The organism is Actinomycetospora atypica, assembly GCF_042653685.1.
In the GTDB taxonomy this organism is placed as follows: Bacteria; Actinomycetota; Actinomycetes; order Mycobacteriales; family Pseudonocardiaceae; genus Actinomycetospora; species Actinomycetospora atypica.
On sequence record NZ_JBHSIV010000021.1, the window covers coordinates 51789 to 67462 of the forward strand.

Sequence of the window (15674 nt, forward strand, 5' to 3'; positions counted from 1 at the left end):
CAGCAGGATCGATGCATGGAGACCTTCCGCATCGACATCCCGGATCACGACCTCGACGAGCTCCGCCGTCGCCTCGACACCACCCGGTGGCCTGCGGAGGGCCCCGGCAGGGACTGGGAGCGGGGGGTCCCCGTCCGCTACCTGCGTGAGCTGGCCGAGTACTGGCGGACGCGCTTCGACTGGCGCGCCGCGGAGCGCGAACTCAACGCCTGGCCCCAGTTCCTGACCGAGATCGACGGTACGGCGATCCACTTCCTGCACGTCCGGTCGCCCGAGCCGGACGCGCGTCCCCTGCTCCTGACCCACGGCTGGCCCGGGTCGGTCGTGGAGTTCCTGGACGTCCTCGGCCCGCTGACCGATCCCCGGGCCCATGGCGGGGACCCGGCCGACGCCTTCCACGTCGTCGCGCCCTCGCTGCCCGGTCACGGGTTCTCCGGGGCGGGCGCCCGACCCGGCTGGGGTGTCGAGAAGGTGGCCGCGGCCTGGGCCGAGCTCATGGCAGGGCTCGGCTACGGGGCCTACCTCACGGGCGGGGGCGACTGGGGGTCACTGATCTCGCTCGAACTCGCCCGCACCGACCCGGAGCACGTCCGGGGTGCCCACGTGTCGATGATCCTCGCGACCCCGAGCGGGGAGCCGGAGGAGCTCGCGGCGCTCGACGACCTCGACGGCGCGCGCCTGGCCGCGTTCGGCCGGTTCGACGCGGAGGGCTCGGGCTACATGAAGATCCAGTCGACGCGCCCCGACACGGTCTCGTACGGGATGGTCGACTCCCCGGTGGGCCAGCTCGCCTGGATCGTCGAGAAGTTCCAGGAGTGGAACGTCTCGGCGAAGGTGCCGGAGGACGTCGTCAGCCGTGACCGGCTGCTCGCGAACGCATCGATCTACTGGTTGACGGCCACCGGCGGGTCCGCCGCGCAGATGTACTACGAATCGGCGGCACACCTCGGTGCGCTCTTCACCCCGGGACTCTCGCTCGCCCCGGTTCAGGTACCGATCGCGGTGGCGGCCTTCGGGGACGACCCCGCCGCGCCGATCCGCGCCCTCGCCGAGCGCGACCACCCGTCGATCGTGCGGTGGACCGAACTCGAGGACGGCGGACACTTCGGGGCGATGGAGCGGCCCGACGAGTACGTCGCCGACGTCCGCGCGTTCGCACGGCAGCTCGCCGAGACGTGAGCATCGGGGCGCCGCGCGCGCGGCTGATGTCGCCCGGCCGACGCGCCGGCGCCTCGTGGTGGCGACGTGCGTGGATCGCGCCGCTGGCCGCACTGGTGGTCGCGGCCCTCGTCTACATCTGGGCGTACTACATCACCTTCGATCCGCGGACGGCGACGGTCGATCTGCCGGCGGACCAGCCACTGAAGTATCCGGTCGTCCTCGCCCACATCGTCTTCGGCACCGTGGCGATGACCACGGTCGTGCTCCAGGTGTGGCCATGGTTCCGCCGACGCCATCCGCAGGCCCATCGGTGGGCGGGTTGGCTCTACGTCGTCGGCGGGGTGGCACCGAGCGCGGCGCTCGCCGCGGTGCTGCTGCCGACGCTCGCCGCGCCGACCTGGTTCGCCCTGGCCTCCCGCGTCACCCTCGAGGTGCTGTGGGTGGCGACGACAGCGCTCGGGGTGGTGGCCGGCCGACGCCGGAACTACATCGCTCACCGATGGTTCATGCTGTCGAGCTTCGCCCTCACGATGGACGCGGTCTCCTCGCGGTTGGTGAAGGTCGTCCTGACGCCCCTGTACCCCGACGTGATCGGCGCGACGACGTTCCTGCTGATCGTGGGCTGGGGTGGCTGGCTCCTCAATCTCGTGGGGGTCCAGCTGTGGCTGCTCCGGGGCGCGTGGCGGCTCCGGCGCGCCGACCGGCGGTCGGCTGCCGCCACCGCGCCGGGTCCGGCCCCCACCCCGGCGGCGCGGACCACCGCGGGCTCCGCCTGACCATCAGCGCCGGTCGAGGTCGACCGCACCGCCAGGATGAGCCCCCGCGGCGGCTCGTCAGGTCCGCGCCCGAGCACCCGCTCGGGCGCGGACTTCGTCGTGCCCGTGGCAGGCGGGTCGTGCCCCGCCCGCTGTCGTGTTCCGGTCGAGACCATCGTGCTGCGTCTCGAGGGAACCCCCGAGGGCCGGTCGGATCGTCGACGTACCCGCGGCTCAGCAGGCCGCCGAGGAACTGGGTGGGCCGCCGGACCGGCACCGCCCGGCGACCCGTCGGCGAGGACCGGTTCCCGAGCGCCGCCGGTCGCGCGACGACCGCTCGTCGGACTCCGGCAGGGCCTCGGTGGGTGATCCACCGGCGGTGCACGACCGCGCCGCCGGCGGGACCGGACCGTGGGACGACCCGGTCGCGGACGACCGACGGTCCACCAGCGGCAGGGCGGGCCTCGGGCGGCTCCGCGGAAGGGACACCCCGGCGCGGGGACGACGAGAACCCCGGTCGCCGGGATCGGCGCCGGGGTGGTCCCGCGGGGTCGGGGCCGGAACATGTCCGGCCCCGACCGCTCAGGCGGAGTGTTCGCGAGCGGGATCGACGTCGGTCCGGGGGCGCCGGGCCGACGCCCACCTCCGCATCATCGGCATCTCCACGAAGCGGTGCAGGCACCAGCCACCGAGGATGCTCGTGGCGAACAGCCCGATCAGCACCAGGACGGCCACGGGTGTGGAGTACTGCGGTCCGCCCGTCGCGGCCCGGAGGTAGAAGATCGTCACGCTCTGGCACAGGTAGAAACCGAAGGAGATCTTCCCGAACCAGACGAACACAGGGCCCTGCAGCCCCGTCCGCGCTCCTCGCACGTCCGCATCCGCGAGCGAGGCCACCAGCAGGCCGATCGGGATGACGGTCACCAGGTTGAGCGCGAACTGGGCCGGCGTGAACAGGGTCGCGACATAACCCAGGACCATCAGGACGGCGGCGGGCACCGGGGTGATCCGGACCCATCTACCGGATCGCACGATGGAGGCCAGGATCGCGCCGAGCCCGAACTCGAACATGCGGCCCACGGGGAAGATGTAGCCGAACCAGTAGCGGAGGTCAGGTTCGATCGCCACTCCCGTTCCGCCGCCGTCCGGCACGACGGTGACCGCGAGGATCTTGTAGACCGCGAGTCCGGCGACCATCGCAGCGGCCCAGAGCCACAGCCTGTTCGACGCGATCCGGGAGATCGGTCCGACGAGCAGCGGGAAGCACAGGTAGAAGAGCAGTTCGCTGCCGAGCGACCAGGCCGGCATGTTCACACCGAGACTGATGTCGAGGTCGGGGATCAGGGGGTGCACCAGGAACAGGTTGGGCAGCCACACCGTCCAGTCGGCCCGGGGGGTGGCGAACAACAGCATCACGAGTGCCCACATCACCAGGTGATTGGGGAAGATCTTCACCAGACGACGGCGGATGAAGGCCGTCGCCCGCATGCCGGGTCGGGCCGACCAGGCGATGACGAAGCCACTCAGGACGAAGAAGACGGAGACCCCGACGAAGCCTGAGTTGCTGAAGAGCGACTCGTACCAGGAAGCCACCGTGTCGTCGGCGAACGGGCTGATCGGTGGTCCCGTCAGTTCCATCGGATTCATGCTCAGTCCGGTGTGGAAGAGGAACACCGCGAAGGCTGCGACGAATCGCAAGCCCGTCAACGATCGCAACGTCGACGGCGGGTCCGTGCTCCGGGAGTCGACGTGGGCCTGCGCTGTCGCGGTCATGTCATGCTCCTCCTCTCGCTGGGATCAGGTGTCTCGGCCGGACGAGCCGGCCTCCTGGGAGCTGTCGCGTACTGCCGGTCCCTGGGGGTGACGGCGGCCCGCGCGCTCCGGGAGCGACCCTCTCCGTGTGTGGCGCGGAGGCGCGTCTTCCCGCGTGCTCGCAGCCCGCGTCCGGTGCCGCCCGCCTCGAGGCACCCGGCGCGCAAAGGAGGAGACGGCCGCGTGCCCCGCGCCCTGCGAGCGTGACGGACCGGCGCCATCGGATGACGAGGTGTCGGGTCTCCGATGTCCGGGGGCGTGGTCCGCAGTCCCTGCCACGAGGAGAGCGACCAGATGACGGCCATCGAACGGAACGCGATCGATCTCAACGACACGGACGGTTTCTGGTCCGCGTCGATCGAGCACCGGCAGGCGGCGTTCGAGGCGTTGCGCGAGCAGCCCGGCCTGCCGTTCTTCCCCGAGCCGGTGCTCGGGTTGGCTCCACGGGGACCCGGCTACTACGCCCTGACCCGGATGGACGACATCCTCCGCGCCAGCCGCGACCCGGCCCGGTTCATCTCCGGCAGGGGCAGTGGAAGTGCGGTGGACCTCCCGCCCGAACTGGCCGATCTCGGCCAGTCGATGATCACGATGGACGGACCCAGGCACGGCCGGCTCCGGCGCATCGTGTCGCGCGCGTTCACACCGAGGATGCTCGACGCGGTCGTCGAGAACGTGGCGCACGTGGCGGCGGGCATCGTCGACGAGGTGATCGGGCGCGGTGAGTTCGACGCGGTCGCCGATGTCGCCGCCGAGCTGCCACTGCGTGTCATCTGCGACATGACGGGTGTCCCGGCGAGCCAGCAGGGGTTCGTGTCCGAGCAGACCAACCGGATGCTCGGCATCGCGGACCCGGACTACGTCGTCGACCAGGACGACCCGATGCAGGTCATGTCCGACGCCAGCCGCCGGCTGTCGGAGCTCATGCTGGACCTGGCCGCCCACCGCTCGGCGCGTCCCGGCGACGACCTGATCTCCACGCTGGTGAGCGCGCAGATCGACGGCGAGGCGCTCAGTCCCTCGGAGCTCGCCAGCTTCTTCATCCTCCTCGTCGGGGCCGGGAACGAGACCACCCGCAACGCCATCAGCTGGGGGATCGAGCTGCTCTCCCGGTTCCCGGAGCAGCGTGCGATCTGGCTCTCCGATCTCGACGCGGTGACCCCGACGGCCGTGGAGGAGATCGTCCGCTGGTCCACGCCGGTGATGTTCCAGCGACGGACGGTGGCCGAGCAGGCCGAGCCGGCCGAACTGGGCGGGCAGCTCCTGGGACCGGGAGACAAGATCCTGATGTTCTACTGGGCGGCCAACCGGGACCCGCGCCACTTCAGCGACCCCGACCGCTTCGACGTGCTGCGCTCGCCGAACCCGCACATCGGCTTCGGTGGACCGGGACCGCACTTCTGCCTCGGGGCACACCTGGCACGTCGCGAGATCAGCGTGATCTTCCGGGAGCTGCTGACCCGGATGCCGGACCTCCGGGTGACGGGCGAGCCGGTGCGGCTCAGGTCGGCCCTCGTCAACGGGATCAAGAGCCTGCCGGTGACCTCCACCCCCGGTGGTTCGACGTCCGAGGTCCACCGAGGAGCGGCATGACCCCCGAACGGCCGGCCCGTGGCCGCGTGGAGCTCCTCGCCTGGGCGACGGCGGGGGACGAGAAGGCGGCCGTCGACGCCGTCGCCGAGGAGTTCACGCGGGCCTGGCCGGGCCACGAGGTCCTCGACGCGGTCCTCCCGGCCGGGGCGGCCGACGGGCACGAGGCGCTCGGGGCCCGGCTGCAGGCCGAGCGCCCCCCGGACAGCTTCCAGGTCCATCCTGGCGCGGAGGTGCGGGAGTACGTCGAGGGCGGGCTGCTCGGAAGCCTCACCGAGGAGGTCGCCCGGTGGGGCCTGGCCGACGTCCTGCCGCGAGGGCTGCTCGACGGAGTGTCCGTCGACGGCGAGGTCTACGCAGTGCCCGCCGGCATCCACCGGCTCGTGCTGTGGGGCAACGAGGGGGTGCTCAGCCGTGCCGGACTCGCCGTGCCCGCGGCCGGCTTCGAGGAGTTCATCGACCATCTTGATGCGTTGTCCGCATCCGGGCTCCGGCATCCGCTCGCCGTCGGGGCCGACTGGGCCCAGCTCGGATTGCTCGAGGGGGTCCTGCTCGCGACGCTCGGGCCGGAGCGGTTCCGCTCGCTGTGGAGCAAGGCGGCCGACTGGTCGGGGACCGACGTGGCCGAGGCACTCACCCGCTATCGCGCGCTGCTCGCGTACACGCCCCCCGACCGTGACCACCTGACCTGGGCGCAGGCTGCGGACCTCCTCCGTCGCGGCGAGGCCGGCTATCTGTTCATGGGTGACTGGGTGCTCGGTGCCTGGGAGCGCCAGGGATTCCGGTCCTACTCACATCGTCCGTTCCCCGGCGCCGACGGAACCTTCCAGTGGCTCGGGGACGCCTTCGTCCTTCCCCGGGACGCGCCGAACTCCGAGGCGGCGATCCGCTGGCTGGCGACCGTGGGTGGCCCGGAGGGACAGCGCGCGTTCAGCCTCCGAAAGGGGTCCGTCCCCGCGCGCATCGATGCGGACCGCGCCGACTACTCGACCTACCGACGCGACACGATGGACGACCTCGCGGGGAACGAGCTCGTGCCGTCGTGCGCGCACGGCTCGGCGTGCACCCGGGCCGAGGCCGCTGCCGTCGTGTCGGCGGTGGGCCGTTTCTCCGCGTCGGGAGACATCGAGGCCCTGCGGTCCGAGATCGCTGCCGGGGTCGCCGCGTACGGGCCGGGGGAGAGCGGTGTCGACGCGCGCCGTGTCGGGTCGTCCCGCCCCCGATCGTCCTGATCATCGTCCGGGGCGAACCCGTCCCGGCGGAGCAGCCAACCCGAGAGAGGTCCGACATCATGATCACCACCGAACGGGCGAGCCGGACCCCGAGTCGGACCGCCGCGGCCGCGGCGTCGGTCTGCCGTGTCCTGGTCAGCGTCTTCCTGGTCTTCGTCGCCGTGTCCAAGCTGTTGCGGCTGCCGTTCATGGTCGACACCACCGTGAACCGGATGGGGTTCCCGGTCTCCGTCATGCCGGTCATCGGCACGGTGTTACTGGTCTGCCTGGCGCTGTACCTGGTGCCGCGGACAGAGATCCTGGGCGCCGTGGCACTGAGCGGTGTGGTGGGCGGTGCGGTGGCCGTGCACCTGCGCATCGGGGCGCCGCTGCTGCCCGACTACCTGGTCGTCCTCGGCTTCGGGGTGCTGGTCTGGCTGCCGCTGTACCTGCGCAACGACCTGGTGCGCCGGATCGTCCGCGACGGTCGCTGACGCACCGCGGGGAGCGGCATCGCAGGAGAAGAGCGGAGCCGTGGCTCCGGAGCAGGCTCGTACCAGCTCACCATCGATGGAGGATGCCATGATCAGCGACCGGAACCCGTTCCCCGGAGCCGTCGAGCCGCCGGCCGACGAGATGCCCGGTCGGGATGTCTCGGGCCTGGCCCGCGGCATCGTCTGGAGCGACCTCGCCGCCGAGATGCGGGCGGAGGCCGAGGCGGCCGGCGACGACCGCTTCGAGCGCGCCGACGCCATGGTGTCGTGGAGCAGCCGGGTCGAGGAGCTCGAGGCCATGATCCCCGACCGGCCGGCCGCACCGTTCGAGGCACGACCGATCGACCTGGAGCGGGCCCGCGCGGCGCGGGACGCGGTCGACGACGAGCGCGCGGCGTGACCTCGCCGGACCGGGAGGACGGCGCGGGGCCGGGTCCGGCCCTGCGCCTCGTCCGCGACGACGAGGTCGTCGTGCCCCCGCCCGCACCGCCCGACCTCGCCGCCCTGACCTCCGCCCGCGCGGCGCGCCGCCGGGCGATCGAGGACGGTGAGCCTCGGAGGGTCGCCGGGCGACGCGACGCCGGCCGGCTCACCGCCCGCGAGCGTCTCGACCTGCTCCTCGACCCCGGGAGCTTCACCGAGATCGACACGTTCCGCCGCGGGGCGGGCGGCGACGGACCGGAGACCGACGGTGTCGTCGCCGGGTCGGGGACGGTGGGTGGCCGCCGGGTGTTCGTCTTCGCCCAGGACGCCATGCTGCTGGGCGGCTCCCTCGGCGCAGCCCACGCCGCCACGATCCACAAGGTGATGGACCTCGCGGTGTCCACCCGGTCCCCGCTCATCGGGCTGCACGACTCCGGCGGCGCCCGCATCCAGGAGGGTGCCGCCGCCCTCGACGGGTACGGCGGCATCTTCCGGCGCAGCGTCGCGGCCTCCGGGGTGATCCCGCAGATCGCCGTGCTGCTCGGCCCGTGCGCCGGGGGAGCGGCCTACGCGCCCGCCCTGGCCGACGTCGTCGTCATGGTCCGCGAACTCACGCGGATGTACCTGACCGGGCCCGACGTCGTCCGCCAGGTGACCGGTGCGGACGTCACCCACGAGGAACTCGGGGGGGCCGACATGCACGGGAGCCGCACCGGTCTCGCCCACGTGGTGGCCGACGACGAAGAGACGGCCCTCGCCGACGTCCGCACGCTCGTCGGCCTGCTCCCGGCGAACAACGACAGCCCGGCCGCCGTGCGTGCCGGCAAGGTCGCCGACGACACCCGGCCCCGGCTGCGCGAGGTGGTCCCGACCGATCCGGCGACGCCCTACGACGTCACCGCGGTGATCGGCGAGATCGTCGACGGCGGCGACCACTTCGAGCTCTCCGAGGAGTTCGCCACCAACGTCGTCACCACGCTGGGACGGGTGCGTGGCGAGCTCGTCGGGATCGTCGCCAACCAGCCCTCGGTGCTGGCCGGCGTGCTCGACCGGGCGGCGTCGGAGAAGGCGGCGCGGTTCGTGCGGTTCTGCGACGCGTTCGGGGTGCCGCTGCTGTCCCTGGTCGACGTGCCCGGCTTCCTGCCCGGCCTCGAGCAGGAGCACCAGGCCGTCATCCGGCACGGCGCGCAGCTGCTCTACGCCTACTGCGAGGCGACCGTGCCGCGCATCAGCGTGGTGCTGCGCAAGGCCTACGGGGGCGCCTACATCGTCATGGACTCCCGGTCGGTGGGGTGCGACCTCGCGCTCGCGTGGCCCACCAACGAGGTCGCCGTGCTCGGCGCCGAGAGCGCGGTGGACGTGCTGTTCCGCCGGGAGCTGGCGGAGTCCGACGAGCCCGACCTGCTCCGTCGCGAGTACGAGCACACCTATCGCGAGCGCTACCTCCACCCCGACCACGCCGCCGCGCAGGGCCTCGTCGACGACGTCATCGACCCGGCGGACACCCGGTCCGCGATCGTCGAGGGCCTCGCGATGCTGCGGGCCAAGCGGGCGGACCGCCCGGACCGCAAGCACGGGAACATCCCCCTCTGACCCCCGGGTCGTGCGTTCCTCACTGTCGCGCCCGGGTCGGGCCCGGCACAGTGCCCCGGACGATCGCCGTACCGGGAGGACCACCATGACCGAGCACCGCATCGGGACCCACGAGGAGTGGCGGAAGGAGCGGATCGCGCTGCTCGAGGCGGAGAAGGAGCACACCCGTCGCGGCGACGAGCTCGCGACGCAGCGTCGGGAGCTGCCCTGGGTGCCGGTGGACAAGGACTACGCGTTCGCCACGGCCGACGGGCCGGCCTCGCTCGCCGACCTGTTCGCCGGGAACTCCCAGCTCGTCGTCTACCACATGATGAACCCGGGCTGCCCCGCGTGCGCGTGCGTGATCGACGGACTCGACGGGATCGCCCCGCACCTGCAGGGCCACGACGTGGCCGTGGCCACGATCTGCCGCTTCCCGCTCGAGGACGTCCTCGCCTTCGGCAAGCGGCAGGGCTGGACGCTGCCGCTGGTCTCCAGTGAGGGGAGCGACTTCAACCGCGACCTCGAGGTGCTCTACACCGCCGAGGAGGTCCGGGCGGGTGCCGAGCACAACTTCCAGGAGCTCCCGCGCGAGCTGGCCGAGATGATGCCGGTGGTCGACGCCCAGGGGCTGAGCTCGTTCGCCCGCGAGGGCGACCAGGTGTTCCACACCTACTCCGGCTACTCCCGCGCGACCGACGTGCTGAACCTCGCCCTGCAGTGGCTCGACCGTGCCCCTCTGGGCCGCAACCAGGGCGGCGAGCCCTGGCCGCTGCTCCGCCCCGACTACGCCCACGTGCACTGACGCGGTCCGGCCGCGGGGATCAGAGCAGCGCCGCGAGTCCGGCGTAGCCGATGTCGCGGAGGCGGCGGCCCGAGAGCTGCGCGTAGGCGTCGTCGGCGCGGATACCGGCGCCCTCGACCACCCGGTTCATGTAGTTGAACAAGGCGCACACCGCGATCGCGTCGTGGAGGGCCCGCTCGTCCCAGCCGGCCGCGTACACCGCCTCGGCGTCGTCCTCGGCGACGCGGCTCGGCGTGAGGGTGAGGACGCGGACGTAGTGCAGCAGCGGCCGCATCCGTCCCTCGACCGGCGCCGAGTCGAGATCGGCCAGGGCCGCCGGGAGCAGCTCCGCCGGCACCCCGAACGCCTCGGCGGTCGCCGTGTGCACGCCGTGGCAGTAGCCGCACCCGTTCAACCCGGAGACGTAGGCCGCGATCAGCTCCCGCTGCCCGGGCGTGAGCGGTGACTCCGCCCGCATGACGCGTTCGTGCAGCTCCAGCAGGGGCCCGACCGGCCCGGGGTGGGCCCGGAAGACGTCCAGCAGCGTGGTCTCGGGCGGCAGCGACGGCAGGTGGGACACGGCGGCCCTCTCTAGGGGTGCACGGCGCAGCGGTCGACGTCGGCGCGCCGCAGCCAGCAGGCGGTGAGGTGGATCCGGGTGGCGGCGTCGCGCTCGGCGAGGGCCTCCAGGTGGGCCGTCCGGCTCGCCACGGCCGCCCACCTCTCGCGGACCGAGCCGACCGGGATCCGGGCGAGCCCCGCGTCGGCGAGCACCGGCCGCCACGTCGTCCAGTGGTGGGTGCCTCGGCGGACGAGGTCGTCGAGGGTCACGCCGTCCACGGCACCGTGGCGGGCGCGATCGACCGCCAGCGCGACGAGCGCGGGGTCGCGCCCGGGGTCGTCGCAGGAGAGGCCCAGCCCGGCGAGCAGCCGCTCCGCGTCCAGGCCGAGCAGCACGATCCCGATCTCCTCGTCGGCGGAGGCGTCCAGCGCGGGCAGACCCCGGTGCGGACCGTCATCCATCGACGCCCACCCCGACCTCGGGGCGTCGTGGCGTTCCGCGGCGCAGACCCCCGGCGATCGCCGCGGCGACCCGGGCGGTGGCCACCCGGTGCCCGTCGATGTTGCGGGCGGCCGGGCCGAGCACCATCGAGGTGGTCGCTCCCACCGCGAACACGCGCGGGGAGCGGGCGTGGGCCAGTGTCCTGGGGTCGAGATCGGGCCACCCGTCGTCGCCGTGGGCGATCTCCGGCGCGAGGAGCGAGGCGCCTCCGGCGACCCCGTTCGGCACCGTCCCGAGAGCGAGAGCGATCCGGTCCCCGCGCACCCGGGTGCCGTCGTCGAGGGTGACCGCTCCCGGGGCCACGGCGAGCACCGTCCGTGCCCGGTGCACCACCAGCGAGCCCTCCGACTCGGCCCGCTCGAGCCGCGGTCGGAACTCGAACATGATCGACGCGCGTCGGTGGGCCCGGAGCATGGCCCGGCGGTCGGTACGGTCCCGGCCCTCGAACCGGGCCCGGCCCTCCGGGCGGAAGAAGGAGGCGTTCACGTCGGCGCACTGGTAGTGCTCCCGTTCGGCCCGCACCACCCAGTCGACCCGGGCGCCGGACCCGAGCGCCGCGGTGACGAGGTGGGCCGCGGTCAGGCCCGCACCGACGACGACGACCCGGTCCGCCCCGGGCGCGGGCGAGCGGAGCGACGGGGGAGGAGCCGCACCGGGCTCGTCCCAGTAGTGGACGCCGGGCGGGGTCGGCCCCCCGCCCCACCAGCCCGTGGGGGCCTCGCGCCGCTCCTCACCCGGGCAGAGCACCGCGAACCGGGCCGTGGCCACGCCGGTGTCGGTGGTGATCCGCACCCGGTCGTCGACCTCCCGGACCTCCCGGACCTCCGCCCGCCGGACCCGGTCCATCCCGTGGGTCGCGGACAGGTGCTCGCAGTACGCCTCGAACACGTCCACCGGGACGACCGAGCGGTGTCCGGACTGCGCCATGCGGATCTCGCGCCGTTCGACCGGGGTCAGCCGGCCCCAGTGCATCCGGGCGAAGTCCAGCAGCTCGCAGTCGCGGTAGCCCTCCACCCCGGGATGGTGCTCGTAGGGCGAGCGCAGGACCCGCTGTCCGAGACGGTCGATGCGGGCGAAGAAGCGGGCACACGGCGCGGGGTCACGGTCGAGGACGACCACGTCGCGCACCCCGTCGTGCCACAGCGCCGACACGACGGACAGGCCGGCCGGGCCGGCGCCGACCACGGCCACCTCCGTCTCGGAGGGCGGCGGGTCGGCCGGGACGTCTCCGGGCGCGGGGAGCGACGGCCAGGGCCGTCCTCGGGGTGAGTCGAGGAGCTGCGGGGCGGGGAGGAAGACCGTCACGGGTCAGGGGACGACGGTGACCGGCACGACGAGCTCGACCACCGGGCGCTGGGGAATCCCGTCCCGCACGATGTCCTCGATCGTCAGCCCGGTCTCCGCGGTCGTCTCCGCGGTCACGGGGGAGTACTGGGAGTACGAGTACGCGGGCCGCGTGGTGCCGGCGTCCAGCGAGTAGACCTTGAGGACCGACTCGCCGGGCCGCACCTCCCCGTCGTAGAACACGACGCGACGCTGGTCGGGCGTCAGGAACGACTTCGAGAACTGTCTCGACAACAGCACGGCGTCGTCGTCGTCGACGATCGTCGAGTCGCCGCCCACCACGACCTGCATCGCGATCCAGGTGCGGTCGGTCAGGTTGGTCTCGGCCTTGATGACCTGCCACCGCCCGGGCTCCGGGAGGTCGACCACGACGGAGACGTCCTGGTCGACGGTGTCGACGGCACCGGAGACGAGGAGGACGCGGCGACGGACGTCGGCGACCCCCGCCATCTGGATGTCACGCGAGCGGATGCGGCCCGAGACGTCGAGCCCGGGCAGTTCCGGTGATGCCATGGAGCACTCACTCCGTTCCACCGCCACGAGGACGGACTCGAGCCTGACGACGCCCGGAAAGGGTGTCAAGGAAACATCGGGTGTCAGGGGGTCTCCGGCTCCTCGGCCCCGGGGGGCTGCCGGTCGATGGACTCCACGCTGAACGACTCCTCGTCGATGCCGCCGCGCACCTCCAGGTCACGGCCGAGCTCGATCTGGTACCGACCGTCCTCGGACCGGACGTCGTACTGTTCCTCCACCGATCCGTCCACGATCGCGAACAACGCCTCGTACACCACGTTGCGGTCGGCCTGGGTCGCGTCGTCCGAGAAGTCGTCGATCGCGTCCTCGGCTCCCACCAGCCTCAGGGGCGGGTCCATGGCTCCTCCTCGGGTCGTCGGTGACATCAGCGTCCGCCGACGACTCCCCGGACCACGTCTCCTGGACTGCGCTCCGGACGATGCCGCGAGCGAGATCGAGAGCACGGCACGAGTAGCCGGACGCATCTCGGAGCGATCAGGGTGATCCACACCTGATCGGGAGGAGCTGCCACCGTGACCGTCCTCGAACGACCTGCCCCACCCGCGCCCCGGGAGCACCGCCGGACCCCGTTCCGTCTCCAGGCGCTGCTCGCCGTAACGGTGTGGACGGCCTGGCTGGTCCTCGGCGGTGGAGAGGCACTGGACGCGATCCGCCGGCACGCGTCGGTGGCCGTGACCATGATCTTCGGTTCGCTCGTCGGCGGCGGCACCAGCGAGGGCGGCGGCGCCATCGCGTTCCCGATGTTCACCAAGGTGCTCGGCATCCCGCCGACCGACGCCAGGGTCTTCACGTTCCTCATCCAGAGCGTCGGGATGATCGGAGCGGCGATCGTGATCCTCGTGCTGCGCGTCCCGGTCGAGCGGCGGGTGATCGCCCTCGGGACACCGGCGGGCGTCGCCGGGGTGCTGTTCTCGACGACCGTCCTCGCCCCCGGTGTCCCCTCGTCCGGCATCCGGCTCGGGTTCACCGTGCTGATCGTGGCGCTCGGGATCGCCCTGGTCGTCGGGCAGGCGCGGGGGACCGTCGCCCACCACCGGGCGATCCCGGTGCGGGGGCGGCGCGAGGACGCCGTGATCGTGGTCGCCGGACTCGCGGGCGGGCTGCTCTCCGGGATGGTCGGGGTCGGCGAGAACACGGTGATGTTCCTGGTGCTCGTGCTGCTGTTCCGGGTCTCGGAGAAGGTCTCGACGCCCACGACCGTCGTGATCATGTCGGTCGTCTCGGTCGCGGCCTCGTTCTCCCACGTGGTGCTGCTGCGCGACGTCCCACCGGTGGTGTGGGAGTACTGGCTCGCGGCGGTTCCGATCGTGGTGGTCGGTGCCCCGCTCGGCGCCGTGATCTGCCGACGGCTCTCCGCGGCCACGATCCGGTGGATCCTCGTCGTGCTGATCGCCGCGGAGCTCGTCAGCACGGTGGTCCTGGTGCCGATCCCGCCCGTCGCCGCGGTCCTGGCCGTCACGGGGCTGGCCCTGGCGACGGCGGTCTGTCTCCTGTTCACCCGCGTGCGCCGCTACGGCGCGGGCACCTCCACGGAACCCCAGGGAGAAGCCGCATGACCACCCTCCTCACCGTCGCCCGGCTCCCGCTGCGCCGCGCGATCCGCGACGTCCGGTACGTCGACCCCGTCCTGTACGGGCGGTCGCGGGGGGTGGTGCGCCGCGTCTACCGGGAGGTCGAGCGGGACTTCGGGATGCTCGCGCCGCCCGTCGCGCTCCACTCGCCGGCGCCGGGCCTGCTGGTCGCGGTGTGGGAGCTCCTGCGGGCCACGCTGCTCGTCGGCGGGGAGACCACGCGCGCGCAGCGGGAGGCGGTCGCGGCCGCCGTCTCGCGCGCCAACCAGTGCCCGTACTGCGTCGAGGTCCACGACGCGAGCCGCGAGCAGCTGGGCGGTCCGGCCGACGTCCCGGTCGAGAACGACGAGCTCCTCGCCGTCCGGGGCACCTTCGAGTACCTCAACCGCATGGTCACCGTGTTCCTCCCGGAGTCGCCGCTGCCCCCGGCCGCGCCGGAGCCCGTCCGGCGGACGGCCCTGCGGATGCTCGGGTCGGCAGCGGACCGGCCGGTCGAGCCCTGCCCGGTGGGCCGCTCGGGCACCGAGCTGCTCGCGGACGTCGCGGACGTCGCGGACGTCGTGCTCGGTGCCCGGCTCGCCGCTGCCGTGCGCGGCGCGGTGTACGCGGCGCTCGCCCGGCCCCCGGGGCTCGGCGACGAGCTCCCCGCGGACCCCGCGCTCCACCTCGCCGTCCTGGTCGCCGTCGCGCCTTGGCGGGTGACACCCGAGGTCGTCGGGCGCGTGGCGGGCGGCGACGAGCTCGTCGTGGCCCTCGCCGCCGCCGGTGCCGCCCGCGCCGCCGCGGCCGTGACACCTCTCGGGGGGAGCGGTCGTGCGGCTGGGTGAGCTGAGCGCGCGGTCCGGCGTGCCGATCTCGTCGATCAAGTTCTACCTGCGTGCGGGGCTGCTCCCCGCCGGCCACCGCGAGTCGGCCCGGCAGGCCTGGTACGACGAGGAGCACGTGGACCGGCTGCGGGTGATCCGGTCGCTCGTCGGGGCGGCCGGGATGTCGCTGGAGCGGGTGCGGGAGGTCGTCGACTCCGGCGGTACCGACGACGAGAGCTTCGCGTGGGCCGCCGACCTCCTCGGACGCCGGTGGACCCTCGACCTGGTCCGCGTGCTCGCGCAGGGCCCGCGCCGCTTCGTCGATCTCCGGCGGGACCTCCCGCGCGTCTCCCCGACGGTCCTGGCGGAGCGGCTGCGGGAGCTCACCGCGGCTCGGGTGGTCGAGCGGGAACGGCTCGCGCTCCCCGCGACCTCCTCGGTCTACCGCCTCACCGACCACGGGGCCGGGCTGGTCCCGGTCGTGACGGCCCTGGAGGCGTGGGCACGGAGGTCGGACCCGGCGAGTGCCGCGGGGTGATCCCGCGAGCAGGGGT

Annotated in this window: 17 protein-coding genes; 11 read left to right on the forward strand and 6 right to left on the reverse strand. The window is 73.1% G+C overall.

Annotated elements, in window-relative coordinates; all coding sequences use genetic code 11:
• Window positions 1-15: 15 nt before the first annotated feature.
• Window positions 16-1179: an epoxide hydrolase family protein gene (locus tag ACFPBZ_RS18655; protein ID WP_378037600.1), complete on the forward strand. Its 1164-nt coding sequence runs from the start codon at window positions 16-18 to the stop codon at window positions 1177-1179.
• Window positions 1176-1937 (forward strand): DUF2306 domain-containing protein, encoded by a 762-nt coding sequence (locus tag ACFPBZ_RS18660; RefSeq protein WP_378037601.1) that lies wholly within the window; start codon window positions 1176-1178, stop codon window positions 1935-1937. Before ACFPBZ_RS18655 ends, ACFPBZ_RS18660 begins: the two co-directional genes overlap by 4 nt.
• Window positions 1938-2498: 561 nt before the next feature.
• Here the strand turns inward: ACFPBZ_RS18660 and ACFPBZ_RS18665 are convergent.
• On the reverse strand, window positions 2499-3614 hold the full coding sequence (locus ACFPBZ_RS18665; RefSeq protein ID WP_378037602.1) for an acyltransferase family protein: 1116 nt from the start codon (window positions 3612-3614) through the stop codon (window positions 2499-2501).
• A gap of 408 nt (window positions 3615-4022) precedes the next feature.
• On the opposite strand from ACFPBZ_RS18665, the gene ACFPBZ_RS18670 reads away from it, so the two are divergent.
• From ACFPBZ_RS18670 to ACFPBZ_RS18695, 6 genes are all read left to right on the forward strand, one after another.
• Window positions 4023-5321: a cytochrome P450 gene (locus ACFPBZ_RS18670; RefSeq protein WP_378037603.1), complete on the forward strand. Its 1299-nt coding sequence runs from the start codon at window positions 4023-4025 to the stop codon at window positions 5319-5321.
• On the forward strand, window positions 5318-6550 hold the full coding sequence (locus ACFPBZ_RS18675) for an ABC transporter substrate-binding protein (protein ID WP_378037604.1): 1233 nt from the start codon (window positions 5318-5320) through the stop codon (window positions 6548-6550). The genes ACFPBZ_RS18670 and ACFPBZ_RS18675 overlap by 4 nt, the downstream gene beginning before the upstream one ends.
• Window positions 6551-6609: 59 nt before the next feature.
• Window positions 6610-7023 (forward strand): DoxX family protein, encoded by a 414-nt coding sequence (locus tag ACFPBZ_RS18680; RefSeq protein ID WP_378037605.1) that lies wholly within the window; start codon window positions 6610-6612, stop codon window positions 7021-7023.
• 88 nt (window positions 7024-7111) lie between these two features.
• Window positions 7112-7423, forward strand: a complete 312-nt coding sequence (locus ACFPBZ_RS18685) for a hypothetical protein (protein ID WP_378037606.1) — start codon at window positions 7112-7114, stop codon at window positions 7421-7423.
• 41 nt (window positions 7424-7464) lie between these two features.
• Window positions 7465-9039 carry an acyl-CoA carboxylase subunit beta gene (locus tag ACFPBZ_RS18690; RefSeq protein WP_378037646.1) on the forward strand — a complete coding sequence of 525 codons (1575 nt, stop codon included), beginning with the start codon at window positions 7465-7467 and terminating at the stop codon, window positions 9037-9039.
• A gap of 85 nt (window positions 9040-9124) precedes the next feature.
• Window positions 9125-9823 carry a DUF899 domain-containing protein gene (locus tag ACFPBZ_RS18695; RefSeq protein WP_378037607.1) on the forward strand — a complete coding sequence of 233 codons (699 nt, stop codon included), beginning with the start codon at window positions 9125-9127 and terminating at the stop codon, window positions 9821-9823.
• Window positions 9824-9842: 19 nt separating this feature from the next.
• On the opposite strand, the gene ACFPBZ_RS18700 is transcribed toward ACFPBZ_RS18695, so the two are convergent.
• The 5 genes from ACFPBZ_RS18700 to ACFPBZ_RS18720 all read right to left on the reverse strand — a co-directional run bounded on the left by ACFPBZ_RS18700 (window position 9843) and on the right by ACFPBZ_RS18720 (window position 13081).
• Window positions 9843-10382 carry a carboxymuconolactone decarboxylase family protein gene (locus tag ACFPBZ_RS18700; protein WP_378037608.1) on the reverse strand — a complete coding sequence of 180 codons (540 nt, stop codon included), beginning with the start codon at window positions 10380-10382 and terminating at the stop codon, window positions 9843-9845.
• Between the two features lie 11 nt (window positions 10383-10393).
• A complete protein-coding gene (locus tag ACFPBZ_RS18705) occupies window positions 10394-10825 on the reverse strand; it encodes a DUF6187 family protein (protein WP_378037609.1) in 432 nt (143 codons plus the stop codon).
• A complete protein-coding gene (locus ACFPBZ_RS18710; RefSeq protein WP_378037610.1) occupies window positions 10818-12170 on the reverse strand; it encodes an NAD(P)/FAD-dependent oxidoreductase in 1353 nt (450 codons plus the stop codon). Before ACFPBZ_RS18710 ends, ACFPBZ_RS18705 begins: the two co-directional genes overlap by 8 nt.
• 3 nt (window positions 12171-12173) lie before the next feature.
• Complete coding sequence (locus ACFPBZ_RS18715; protein WP_378037611.1) at window positions 12174-12722, reverse strand: DUF6423 family protein; 549 nt, start codon at window positions 12720-12722, stop codon at window positions 12174-12176.
• Between the two features lie 83 nt (window positions 12723-12805).
• A complete protein-coding gene (locus tag ACFPBZ_RS18720) occupies window positions 12806-13081 on the reverse strand; it encodes a DUF6235 family protein (RefSeq protein WP_378037612.1) in 276 nt (91 codons plus the stop codon).
• A gap of 174 nt (window positions 13082-13255) precedes the next feature.
• Here ACFPBZ_RS18720 and ACFPBZ_RS18725 point away from each other — a divergent pair, with 174 nt between their 5' ends.
• The 3 genes from ACFPBZ_RS18725 to ACFPBZ_RS18735 are packed head-to-tail and all read left to right on the forward strand — an operon-like array spanning window position 13256 to window position 15658.
• Window positions 13256-14299: a sulfite exporter TauE/SafE family protein gene (locus tag ACFPBZ_RS18725; RefSeq protein ID WP_378037613.1), complete on the forward strand. Its 1044-nt coding sequence runs from the start codon at window positions 13256-13258 to the stop codon at window positions 14297-14299.
• Window positions 14296-15141: a carboxymuconolactone decarboxylase family protein gene (locus ACFPBZ_RS18730; RefSeq protein WP_378037614.1), complete on the forward strand. Its 846-nt coding sequence runs from the start codon at window positions 14296-14298 to the stop codon at window positions 15139-15141. Before ACFPBZ_RS18725 ends, ACFPBZ_RS18730 begins: the two co-directional genes overlap by 4 nt.
• A complete protein-coding gene (locus ACFPBZ_RS18735; RefSeq protein ID WP_378037615.1) occupies window positions 15128-15658 on the forward strand; it encodes a winged helix-turn-helix transcriptional regulator in 531 nt (176 codons plus the stop codon). Before ACFPBZ_RS18730 ends, ACFPBZ_RS18735 begins: the two co-directional genes overlap by 14 nt.
• Window positions 15659-15674: the final 16 nt, after the last annotated feature.